The 12201-nt window shown below is 61.2% G+C and carries 8 protein-coding genes; 7 read left to right on the top strand and 1 reads right to left on the bottom strand.

The window, feature by feature from the left end:
- Window positions 1-12: 12 nt before the first annotated feature.
- From AC0R79_RS04710 to rfbA, 3 genes are read left to right on the top strand one after another with little or no spacing between them, the layout of a single operon-like run.
- Window positions 13-2190, top strand: coding sequence for a prenyltransferase/squalene oxidase repeat-containing protein (locus tag AC0R79_RS04710; protein ID WP_474733437.1), 2178 nt, complete (start codon window positions 13-15; stop codon window positions 2188-2190).
- A gap of 54 nt (window positions 2191-2244) precedes the next feature.
- Window positions 2245-3327: a dTDP-glucose 4,6-dehydratase gene (gene rfbB, locus AC0R79_RS04715; RefSeq protein ID WP_474733439.1), complete on the top strand. Its 1083-nt coding sequence runs from the start codon at window positions 2245-2247 to the stop codon at window positions 3325-3327.
- A 42-nt stretch (window positions 3328-3369) separates the two neighbouring features.
- Complete coding sequence (gene rfbA, locus AC0R79_RS04720) at window positions 3370-4293, top strand: glucose-1-phosphate thymidylyltransferase RfbA (RefSeq protein WP_115076456.1); 924 nt, start codon at window positions 3370-3372, stop codon at window positions 4291-4293.
- Between the two features lie 36 nt (window positions 4294-4329).
- Here rfbA and AC0R79_RS04725 read toward each other — a convergent pair whose 3' ends face one another.
- Entirely contained in the window at window positions 4330-5466 is a 1137-nt protein-coding gene (locus AC0R79_RS04725) for an LLM class flavin-dependent oxidoreductase (protein WP_474733442.1), read from the bottom strand.
- 26 nt (window positions 5467-5492) lie between these two features.
- On the opposite strand from AC0R79_RS04725, the gene AC0R79_RS04730 reads away from it, so the two are divergent.
- The 4 genes from AC0R79_RS04730 (at window position 5493) to AC0R79_RS04745 (ending at window position 12196) form a co-directional block, all read left to right on the top strand.
- Window positions 5493-6497: an NAD(P)-dependent oxidoreductase gene (locus AC0R79_RS04730; protein ID WP_474733444.1), complete on the top strand. Its 1005-nt coding sequence runs from the start codon at window positions 5493-5495 to the stop codon at window positions 6495-6497.
- Window positions 6498-6728: 231 nt separating this feature from the next.
- The gene (locus AC0R79_RS04735; protein WP_115076459.1) at window positions 6729-7886 is read left to right on the top strand and encodes an acyl-CoA dehydrogenase family protein; all 1158 of its coding nucleotides are present in this window, start codon (window positions 6729-6731) and stop codon (window positions 7884-7886) included.
- Window positions 7887-8021: 135 nt separating this feature from the next.
- Window positions 8022-9122 (top strand): efflux RND transporter periplasmic adaptor subunit, encoded by a 1101-nt coding sequence (locus AC0R79_RS04740; RefSeq protein WP_221535611.1) that lies wholly within the window; start codon window positions 8022-8024, stop codon window positions 9120-9122.
- Complete coding sequence (locus AC0R79_RS04745) at window positions 9119-12196, top strand: MexW/MexI family multidrug efflux RND transporter permease subunit (RefSeq protein WP_064593301.1); 3078 nt, start codon at window positions 9119-9121, stop codon at window positions 12194-12196. The genes AC0R79_RS04740 and AC0R79_RS04745 overlap by 4 nt, the downstream gene beginning before the upstream one ends.
- Window positions 12197-12201 lie beyond the last annotated feature (5 nt).

A 12201-nucleotide genomic window follows, 5' to 3' on the forward strand; every position in this document is an offset into this window, starting at 1 on the left:
GAGGGATTCACCATGTCACTGCATCCGCGGTTTCTATTTGATCAAGGCCTCAAGGACATCGACCACGGCGGTTTTTTCGCCGTGACCGATGCCAGTGGCGAGGTTGCGATTTCCAGCGACAAGCAGTTGCAGGATCAGGTCGCGGCGACGCTCTACCAGGCCGAGCACGGCGACGATGTCGAACTGCGTTTTGCCCATGACGGGCTGATGCGTTTGCACGATGCGTCGAATGGCGGTTTCCATGAGCTCGCCGACCGCTACTGGACGCCGCACGGCTCCGGACGCTGCCGCACGCTGGCGCTGCAACTGGACGCGCTGGCGGCGTTGATTGCCTATCAGCGCCGGGTGCCGCAGGACGCGGCGAACAATGCTGCGATCCACGGCCTGCTGGAAAAGGTTGAAGCGCTTTACGCCCGTTCCACAATCGCCGGCCTGTACAGCAGCGACTGGTCGACGCCGCTGGAGCTCGCGACTTCGATCGATCTCGACATCAGCGCCACGGCCTTGCTGGCGCGTATCGACAATCAGCCGTTGGGTCTCGGCTTGGTCGGGCACTTGCAGATTCATGCAGAAAACCTGATCGGCCGGGTGGCCGGCAGCGACAGCCAATCCTGTGTCGATGTGGCGCTGACCCGTTGCGGTGTGCGGGCTCAAGTCAGCCTGGTGCTGGCGCAACTGGCTGATACGCGGGACGACAATGCGTTGTCGAATCTGGCCCGCTCGTTCCTGCTGCAAACCCTGGCGCTGTTCCGCGATCCGGCGTACGGCGGGTATTGGGACCGGGTCGGGATCAACGGCAAAGTGCGTTGCGACTGGCACACCTCGTACAGAAATCACGAGTCGCCATTTCCGATCAAGACTGCCTACGACGTGGCGTTGCTGTTGCAGGCGATTCAGGCGTTGCCGTCCGGCGCGAGTGAAGCGGATCGTGCTTCGGTGACGGCAGCGTTGCTGGAGTTTCATGACGCCCGCAATGGCGGTCTGTTCATGGGCAAGGGCTATTTCTGGTCGACCCCGGATGACCCGACCGTGCCGTTCATTCGGCAGTTCTGGGCGCCGCCGCGTCAGCCGGGGATCTTCAGCATTGGCAACCTGACGTACCTGCCGTTGCACCTGAAAAGCCTGAAAACCCAGCTCGCCGCGGCCCACGCCTTGCAGTCCATCGAGCCGGCCGCTGCCGTTGCTCATCATGACGATGCGGCGTTGGTAAACCGTGAGCTGCAAGTGATCGATGGCGGTGGTGATGTGCAGCGCATTCATCCGAATGGCGTGCCGACCATTAATGTTGATCTGCAGCGTTATCTGGCGTGGCTGGCCAAGGCCCGGGCATCGAACGAAACGCCTTACGGGCTGACAGCCGAAACCGCGCCGCTGGGGTTCCGTGCCGACAAGACCTGGCAGGTGTTTTCCGGGTTGCATGTGATCTCGGACTTGCATGCGCTGGGTCTGCAAATCGAAAACAAGGCCTGCCTGATCGATTGCATCCGGGCCTCGCAAAACACCGACGGTGGATTCGCCGAGCAGCCGGGGCATCTGAGCGATGTGTTCGCCACCTACTGCGCGGTGTTGTCGCTGCGAGTGCTGGGCGCCTTGCCGAACGATATCGGCGGTTGCGTGCGTTACCTGCAAGCGTGTCAGAACCCGGACGGCGGGTTCGGCGATGTACCGGGTTTCGGCTCGGACATCTGGCACACCAATCTGGCGGTGCTGTCGCTACATGCGCTTGAAGCCAGGGCGCCGGACGAGCAGGGCGTGATGGCGTTTGCCTTGCGCTGCCGCTCGGTCGACGGCGGTTTCGCCAATAAGCCCGGGTATTCGCCGGACGCGTTTTCGGTGTACCGCGTGGTGTCGACGCTGTTCATTCTCAACCGACGCATCGTCGATGCCGAACAGACCGTCGCCTGGCTGCAAAAGCTGCAACTGGCCAACGGCTCGTTCCATTACCGGCCGGGCAAAGCGATCAGCCTGGTGGGCACTTACATGGCCATCGCGGCGATGTATCTGCTCGACGCGCAGCCGACGTATTTGCAGGAATCGAAAGACTGGATCGCTTCCCATCAGAAGCAGGACGGTGGATTCGGCCCGCTCAATGCGACCTCGGCGACCACCGACGAAAGCTTCGTCTGCATCCAGACGCTGCTGATTCTCGAACAAGGGCTGTCGCAATACTGGGTGGCGTTGTTGAACTGATCCGCACACAGCATCGAAGGACGTTAAGTCATCAATTTGCCAGGGGAGGCGCTGATGAAAATTTTAGTGACAGGGGGCGCGGGCTTCATTGGCTCGGCCGTGGTGCGGTTTCTGATTGAAGAGACCGAATGTGAAGTGATCAACGTCGACAAACTGACCTACGCCGGCAACCTTGAATCGCTGGCCGATGTGTCCGATTCGCCGCGTTACCGTTTCTGCCAGGTCGACATCTGCGACAAACCAGCGCTGGACGAACTGTTCGCGCGCCTGCAACCGGATGCTGTGATGCACCTGGCCGCCGAGTCCCATGTGGACCGCTCGATCGATGGCCCGCAAGCCTTCATCGAAACCAACATCGTCGGCACCTACACGATGCTCGAAGCGGCGCGTGGTTACTGGAATCGACTGGACGCGGCGCGACAGGCGGCGTTCCGTTTCCATCACATTTCCACCGATGAAGTGTATGGCGACCTGGAACCCGAAGATCCGGCGTTCACCGAGCGCACGCCGTATGCGCCAAGTTCGCCGTACTCGGCGACCAAGGCCGGTTCCGATCATCTGGTCCGCGCCTGGCATCGCACGTTCGGCCTGCCGGTGGTGATGAGCAATTGCTCGAACAATTACGGCCCGTATCACTTCCCGGAAAAACTGATTCCTCACGTCATTCTCAATGCGCTGCAAGGCAAGCCGTTGCCGGTTTACGGCGATGGCGCGCAGATTCGCGACTGGCTGTTCGTCGAGGATCACGCCCGCGCCCTGTATGCGGTGGTCACGCGCGGTGAGGTCGGGCAGACCTACAACATCGGCGGCCACAACGAGAAGACCAACCTGGAAGTGGTGCACACCCTGTGCGATCTGCTTGAGGCACGTGGTGCGGAAAAACCGGCGGGTGTCGCGCACTTCCGCGACCTGATCACCTTCGTCAAGGATCGTCCGGGCCACGACAAACGCTATGCCGTCGATGCCGGAAAAATCCACGCGATGCTGGGCTGGACGCCGCAGGAAACCTTCGAAAGCGGCATGCAGAAAACCGTCGACTGGTATCTGGACAACCGCGCCTGGTGGGTGCGGGTGATGTCCGGTGCCTACGCGCTGGAGCGCCTCGGCGAGCAACGCGAAGAAGCCCTCGTTGCCTGAACATTCAGTCATTCAAATCTCACTGCTTGAAAGGAAAAAAGCATGGCCAAGTACAAAGGAATTCTGCTGGCGGGCGGCGCCGGTTCGCGTCTGCACCCGATCACCTTGGGCGTCTCGAAACAGTCGCTGCCGGTGTATGACAAACCGATGATCTACTACCCGCTGTCGGTGCTGATGCTGGCGGAAATCCGCGAGATCCTGATCATCTCCACGCCGGAAGATCTGCCGGGCTTCCAGCGCATGCTCGGCGACGGCAGCCAGTTGGGCCTGAGCCTGAGCTACGCGGTACAACCGAGCCCGGACGGCCTCGCGCAGGCGTTCATCATCGGTCGCGAATTCGTCGGTGAAGACAACGTCTGCCTGGTGCTCGGCGACAACATTTTCTACGGCGCCGGCTTCGGTGAAACCCTGCTGCAAGCGGCGTCTCGTGATGAAGGCGCGACAGTGTTCGGTTACTACGTGGCCGATCCCGAGCGCTTCGGCGTGGTGGAGTTCGATGCTGCCGGCAAGGCCCTGAGCATCTGCGAAAAACCGAGCGATCCGAAGTCCAACTACGCCGTCACCGGCCTGTATTTCTACGACAACGAAGTGCTGCAGATTGCCGCCGACATCAAGCCGTCGCCGCGCGGTGAACTTGAGATTACCGACGTCAACAACGTCTACCTGCAACGCGGAAAATTGAACGTGTCGGTGATGGGCCGTGGCATGGCGTGGCTGGACACCGGCACCCACGATGCGTTGATGGAGGCGGGCAATTTCGTCCAGGCCATCGAGAAACGCCAGGGTCTGAAAATCGCCTGCCTTGAAGAGATCGCCTACAACAAGGGCTGGATCGACGACGCGCAATTGCTGGTGCACGCGGGCAGCATGAGCAAGACCGGTTACGGTCAGTATCTGGCGCGTTTGATCCACGATGATGTGGTGGTGGCGATGGATGCGCAGCGCCCGTTGAAAGGCGCTGCCTGATCCAGTGTGGGAGCGGGCTTGCTCGCTCCCACAGGTTCAGTGGCCGGTCACGCTGTCGAGTTGGGCAGCTTTGACCGTGGCGCTCGGTTCGGCCGAGAGGGTTTGCAAACGGGCCAGGCGATTGGCGTGAGTCGGCGCTTCGGCCGCCAGCGGGGAGCGGCGTTTGCGGGTTTCTTCACGCAGCACCGGCAACACTTCCTTGCCGAACATGTCGAGTTGTTCCAGCACGGTTTTCAGCGGAATGCCGCCATGGTCGAACAGGAACAGCTGGCGCTGATAGTCGCCGAAGTACTCGCGGAAGGTCAGGGTCTTGTCGATGATTTCCTGAGGGCTGCCAACGGCCAGCGGGGTCATTTCCATGAACTCCTCCAGGGATGGACCGTGGCCGTACACCGGGGCGTTGTCGAAGTAGGGACGGAACTCTCGGCGCGCATCCTGCGAGTTGCGACGCATGAAAATATGCCCGCCGAGACCGACGATCGCCTGCTCCGGCGTACCGTGACCGTAATGGGCAAACCGCGATCGGTAGAACTCGACCAGCGCCATGAAATGCTCACGGGGCCAGAGGATGTGGCTGGCGAAAAAACCGTCGCCGTAATACGCCGCCTGCTCGGCGATTTCCGGGGTGCGGATCGAGCCGTGCCAGACGAAGGGCGGCAGGTCATCGAGGGGCCGCGGGATCGAGGTGAAGTTTTTCAGCGGGGTGCGAAAGCGTCCGCTCCAGTTGAGGTCTTCTTCGCGCCAGAGCCGGTGCAGCAGGCGATAGTTTTCCATCGCCAGTGGCAGACCGTCGGCGATGCTCTTGCCGAACCAGGGATAGACCGGCGCGGTGTTGCCCCGGCCGAGCATCAGGTCCATGCGGCCGCCGCAGAGATTTTGCAGCAGCGAATATTCTTCGGCCAGACGCACCGGATCGTTGGTGCTGATCAGGGTGGTGGACGTCGACAGGATGATGCGTTGGGTCTTCGCTGCGATGTAGGCCAGCAGCGTGGTGGGAGAGGAGGTGATGAACGGGGGATTGTGGTGCTCACCGGTGGCGAACACGTCCAGTCCGATGTCTTCGGCCTTCTGCGCAATTTGCAGGGTGGCCTGGATGCGCTCGGATTCGCTGGGGGTACGGGCGTTGGTAGGGTCTTGTGTGACGTCGCCAACGGTGTAGATCCCGAATTGCATAAAGCCTCCTTGCCTTGGGTAAAGGTGTGTTTGAAACCCTTGCTGCGAAGAATGAATCATCGCGGCACTTGAAATGTACGCCTGTACACGTACAATCGCAAACATGGGTCATTGCACAAACGGATTTGAAGACCTCACCGAGAGAGGAACGCGACATGGAACTGGGATTTATCGGTCTGGGCACGATGGGCGCACCGATGGTGCTGAACCTCCTGAAAGCCGGGCATCGGGTCCGCGTGTGGAATCGTTCGTCGGCACCGCTGGAAGCACTGGCTGCGGCCGGCGCCGAAGCTGTCGAGACACCGGCACTGGCGGCGCAGGCCGAGGTGCTGATTTCGATGCTCGGCGATGACACGGCAATCCGCTCGGTGTTCTTCGACGCCAAGGCGCTGGACGGTCTGCGGGCCGGCAGCGTTCACGTCAACATGTCCACGGTGTCCGTGGCGCTGGCCAAAGAACTGGCGGCCGTGCATGAAGCACGCGGCGTCGGTTACGTGTCGGCACCGGTGCTGGGGCGGGTCGATGTGGCGGCCGCTGGCAATCTGAACATTCTCGCCTCCGGGCCCGCCGAAGCACTGGCCCGGGTGCAGCCGCTGTTCGATGTGCTGGGGCGCAAGACCTGGAAGTTCGGCGACACGGCTGAAGTGGCCTGCGCCGCCAAACTGTCGGCCAACCTGATGATCGCCTCGGCAATCGAATCCATGGCCGAAGCCTCGACCCTGGCCGGCGGCTACGGCATCAGTCGCGAGGCGTTCATCGAAATGATCACTTCGACCCTGTTCGCCGTGCCGGTCTATCAGGGCTACGGCAAGCTGATGGTCGATGAAACATTCGAGCCGGCCGGTTTCAAATTGTCGCTGGGTCTCAAGGATGTACGCCTGGCGCTGGAAGCCGGTGAAGCGGCGCAGGTGCCGCTGCCTTTTGCCAGCGTGTTGAAGGACAACCTGCTGGACGGCATGGCCCATGGTCAGGCCGATCAGGACTGGGCCTCACTGTCGAAAGTCAGTGATCGGCGCGCCGGCGTGAAGTAATCAAAAAGATTCAAGCAACGTAACTTGTTCGCAAGTTACGTTGGCCTCTTGCGCCTTGCGTAATTGTCGGACAGTGATTGCTCTTTTATTGGGAAATGAAAGAAGTCTGATAATAGTGCTTGTCAAATGTACGACTGTAGACGTACATTTTTATCGGGGTTTAACAACAATAAAAAGTTCTGTCTGTTTTTTCGTCTGCTGATCGTAAATAAATAATAGCTAGGAGCCGTTATGAAAAATCTAATGCAATGGAACAGCCTTCCCTCCGAATCCAATGAATGGCTCGAGAAGGTGCGTGCACTGAATCCGCTGATTATTCAGCACCGCGATTACAGCGAGCAGACCAATGCGACGCACAAGGATGTGATGTCCCGATTCTTCAAGGATGGTTTTGGCCGCACCTCGGTGTCCAAGGCGTTTGGCGGGTCCCAGGTCGATATCCAGACCACCTCGGCCCTGCTGCTGGAATTCGCCCGGTTTGACGCCTCGCTGTCCTGGCAGCTGGCGGTGCAGGTGGCGATGGGACGCCTGTCGGATTACCTGCCGGAAGCCACTTCCGAAGCGATCTACAACCACTGCGACGGTTTCGTGATCGGCGCCATCCACTCCGGCGGCGAAGCGCTACCGATGGGCGACGAGTACCTGCTGAGCGGCAAATGGGCGTTCGCCAGTGGCTCGGCCCACGCCGACTGGCTGGTTTGCACCGCCACCGTCAAAGGCACCGAAAACAACACCACTCCCGAAGTGCGGATGTTCTTCGTGCCCGCCAGCCAGTGCACCATCCTGCCGACCTGGGACACCCTGGGCATGCGCGGCACCGGCAGCCATCACTTCCAGTGCTCCAGCGTGATCGTCCACAAGTCCTTCTCGCTGGACGTCGAAACCCTCAAGCAATCTCCCGAAGCGCGCAGCTCCCGGGCCTATGCCACCGGTTACTACGAGTTCGGCACCCTGGCGGCGATGTCCACCGTGCTGGGCGTGGCCCGCGCTGCGGTCGACCATTTCCGCAACGACCGCGCCGTGAACACCGATCCGGGTCTGGAAGGGGTGATCTTCGAGAAGACCGGTCGCGCCATCTCCTCGGTACACACCGCACAACTGCTGCTGGAAGATGCGATCCACCAGGTGATCAACCGCGGTGAAACCATCGGCGAACCGGTCAGCGCCCGCGTCGGTCTGGCAGCCTCGGTGCTGACCGAGAACTCGGTCAATGCGGTCAACCAGATCTACTCGATGGCCGGTTCAAAAGCCGTCTACAAGTCGCACTTCCTGGAGCGTTGCTTCCGCGATATCCACACCGGGTCGAAGCACTTCACGTTGTCGCCTTTGAACTTGCACGGTATCGGCAAGTACTACCTGGATAAAACCAACGTACTGGCCGCGGCGTAACAGCGGATAAATAAAGCGGGCGCGTTTACAAGTGAAAATTCACAGGGATCGATAACGCGCCCGCCTTGAGTTGCACCTTTATTTTCTTAAAACTCAAACTTTTGTGCTCGCAGCAAAGAGTCAAGGGAGTGCCACATGCTTGCTCGAAACATTATCAAGTCGCTGATCTTTATTATTCTTGTGGTGGTGTTATCCGCTGCACTGGGCTGGCGTTTCTGGTCGCCGCCACCGGCGGCGGCCGAGCAACGGATCCCCAGCACCCGGGTCGGTCTGGCCGTGGTCAAGAAACAACCCTACACCTACTACCTCGAAGCCATCGGCAAACTCGAAGCTCAGCGCCAGGTGCTGGTGTCGGCTGAAGTCAGCGGCAAAGTGGTGGACATCGATTTCGAGTCGGGCGATGAAGTGAAGGCGGGGCAAGTGCTGCTCAAGCTCAACGATGCGCCGGAGCAAGGCGAACTGGTACGCCTGAAAGGCGAGTACGAATCGGCCAAGGCGCAGTTTGCCCGGGTCCAGGAGCTGGCCAAGACCGGCGCCGAAAGCCGTCGCGCCTTCGACAGTGCCCGCGCTCAATATGACGCGGCCAAAGGCGACATGGAGCGCATGCAAGCGCAGATCGCCCAACGGCACATTCGTGCGCCGTTCGCCGGCACCCTCGGCATTCGCCAGGCGCATCTGGGCCAGTATCTGCAGGCCGGTAGCGCGGTGGCGACCCTGACGGATCCGGGCCTGCTGCGCGTCAACTTCACCCTCGCCGAGCGCGATGGCTCGCAAGTGCAACTGGGCCAGACCGTGCAGGCCAAGGTCGATGCCTGGGGGGACGTGACCTTCGCCGGCAAGATCGTCGCGGTCGATCCGCAGATCAACCAGTCCCACACCATCAACGTTCAAGCGGTCATCACCGACACGCAAAAACGCCTGCGTCCCGGCATGTATGCACGGGTCTCGGTGACCCTGCCGCAGACCGCCGAGCTGCTGATTCCGGAAACCGCGATCACCTACAACGCCTACGGCGAGAGCGTGTTCTCGGTCTACACCGACGAGGCCGGCGTGCAGAAGGTCAAGCGCGAAAGCATCAAGGTCGGCGAGCGCCGCGATGGCTGGGCGGTGGTCGACAAGGGCCTGACCGAAGGCGTGCAAGTGGTGACGTCCGGCCAGCTCAAACTCCACGACGGCGTGGCGGTGGAAGGCGTGCCGGACACGATTGCTCTTAAACTCAGTGGGCTGGAAAAATGAATTTCACCGACCTCTTTCTTCGCCGCCCGGTGCTGGCCGTGGTGGTCAGCACGCTGATCCTGCTGTTCGGGGTACGCGCGCTGATGAACCTGCCGATCCGCCAGTACCCGATGCTGGAAACGTCGACCATCACGGTCACGACCCAGTATCCCGGCGCTTCTTCGGAACTGATGCAAGGCTTCGTCACCCAACCGATCAGCCAGGCCGTAGCCTCGGTCGAAGGCATCGACTATCTGTCGTCGGCCTCGACCCAGGGCCGCAGTCAGGTGACGATCCGCATGGCGCTCAACAGTGACTCCATCGCGGCGCTGACCGAGGTCATGGCCAAGGTCAACCAGATCAAATACCGCTTGCCGAAGGACGCGTACGACCCGGTGGTGGAGCGCACTTCCGGCGGCTTCACCAGCGTTGCCTATGTCGCGTTCGCCAGCTCCAACCTGACCATTCCGGAGATGTCGGACTACATCTCCCGCGTCGTCGAGCCGATGTTCGCCGGCATCGAAGGCGTGGCCAAGATCAACATCATGGGCGAGCAGAAACTGTCCATGCGCCTGTGGCTCGATCCGCAGCGTCTGGCCGGATACGGCATGACCGGGCAGGACGTTTCGGCGGCCATCGAGGGCAACAACTTCCAGGCAGCACCAGGTCAGGTCAAAGGCCTGTACGTGGTCAGCAACCTGCGGGTCAACACCGACCTGAACAGCGTCGAAGACTTCCGCGACATGGTGCTGCGCAACGACAACGGCCACATTATCCGTGTGCGTGACGTCGGCACTGTGGAACTGAACGCGGCCTCCACCGACACCAGCGGCGCGATGAGCGACGTACCGGCGCTGTTCCTCGGCCTGGACGCCGCACCGACCGGCAACCCGCTGGTCATCGTCAAACGCGTGCGTGAATTGCTGCCGCAGATCCAGGAAACCCTGCCACCGGGCGTGACCGTGCAGATCCCGTTCGAAGTGGCGCACTTCATTCAGTCGTCGATCGACGAGGTGAGCTACACCCTGCTCGAAGCGCTGGTGATCGTGGTGCTGGTGATTTACCTGTGCCTCGGCACGTTCCGCACCGTGCTGATTCCGCTGGTGACCATTCCGCTGTCGATGCTCGGCGCGGCGATGCTGATGCAGATGTTCGGCTTCAGCCTCAACCTGCTGACCTTGCTTGCCATGGTGCTCGCCATCGGGCTGGTGGTGGACGACGCCATCGTCGTGGTGGAAAACGTTCACCGTCACATCGAAGAGGGCAAGACGCCGTTCGACGCGGCACTGATCGGTGCCCGTGAAGTGGCCGGGCCGGTGGTCGCGATGACCTTCACCCTGGCGGCGGTGTACGCGCCGATCGGTTTGATGGGCGGCCTCACCGGCACGCTGTTCAAGGAGTTCGCGCTGACCCTGGCCGGTGCCGTTGTGATCTCCGGCATCGTCGCGCTGACCCTGTCGCCGATCATGAGTACCCGTCTGCTGGACGCGAAAACCAGCGAAGGCTTCATGGCCGTTAAGGCGGATCGTTTCTTCCAGTATCTGTCCCGTCGCTATGGCGCTCTGTTGGGCGGTTCGCTGGCACGTCGCTGGATTAGCCTGAGCGTGGCGCTGGTGATCTTCTTCAGCCTGCCGTTCCTTTATCGCTCGGCACAGACCGAACTGGCACCGCTGGAAGACCAGAACATCCTGCTGACCGCGATCAAGGCGCCGCAGCACGCCAACCTGAATTACCTCGAAGCCTACGCCCACGAGCTGTACAAGACTTTCAACGAAATCCCCGAGGGCTACAGCAACTGGGTGGCGAACGGCTCCGACGGTCTGTCCAACAGCGTCGGCGGGATCAACCTGGTGGACTGGGAAAAACGCGGCCGCGACGCCAACACCATCCAGCCTGACTTGCAGGCGCGGGTGAACCAGATCGAAGGCACGAGCATTTTCGTGTTCCAGATGCCGCCGTTGCCGGGCTCCACCGGTGGCCTGCCGGTGCAGATGGTGATCCGTAGCGATCAGGAATACCTGGCGCTGTACAACGTGATGGATCAGCTCAAGCAGGCGGCGCAAGCCAGCGGTCTGTTCGCGGTGGTCGACAGCGATCTGGACTTCAACAACCCGGTGGTGGAAATCCAGGTTGACCGGGCCAAGGCCAACGCCCTGGGCATCCGCATGCAGGACATCGGCGAAACGCTCAACAGCTTGATCGGTGAGAAGTACGTCAATCGGTTCTCGTTCCATGGTCGCTCCTACGACGTGATCCCGCAGTCGGTGTCGGCGGATCGCCTGACCCCGGAAACCCTGAAGCTGTATTACGTGAAGGACCAGAAGGGCAATCCGGTGCCGCTGTCGACGCTGGCCACCCTCAGCGTCAAGGTCGAGCCGAACCGCCTGACCCAGTTCAACCAGCAGAACTCCGCCACGTTCCAGGCCATTCCGGCGCCGGGCGTGACATTGGGTGATGCGGTGGGCTTCCTGCAGAAGCAATCGGAAGGTTTCCCCGCCGGCTTCAGTTTCGACTGGCAGTCCGACGCCCGCCAATACGTGCAGGAAGGCAACAGCCTGGCGTTCACCTTCGGCCTGGCCCTGGTGATCATCTACTTGGTGCTGAGCGTGCAGTACGAGAGCTTCCGCGACCCGTTCATCATTCTGATCAGCGTGCCGCTGTCGATCTGCGGGGCTCTGGTGCCGCTGGCGCTGGGCATGACCTCGATGAACATCTACACCCAGATCGGCCTGATCACGCTGATCGGTCTGATCAGTAAGCACGGGATCCTGATGGTCGCATTCGCCAACGAGTTGCAGCGCCAGCAAGGCATGGACCGTGTGCAAGCGATCCAGCACGCCGCGCAGGTGCGTCTGCGGCCGATCTTGATGACGACTGCGGCAATGGTGGTCGGTCTCGCGCCGTTGTTGTTCGCCAGCGGTGCCGGCGCCAACAGCCGCTTCGGCCTGGGCCTGGTGATTGTGGTGGGGATGCTGATCGGCACCTTGTTCACCCTGTTCATTCTGCCGTCGGTGTACACGCTGCTCAGTTCGATCAAGCAACCGAGCCACGCACCCGAAGCCGAACCGGCCGGTGTGCCGCAACCCATCCTGTGAGGACG

This window comes from Pseudomonas sp. HD57-3, from assembly GCF_056113135.1.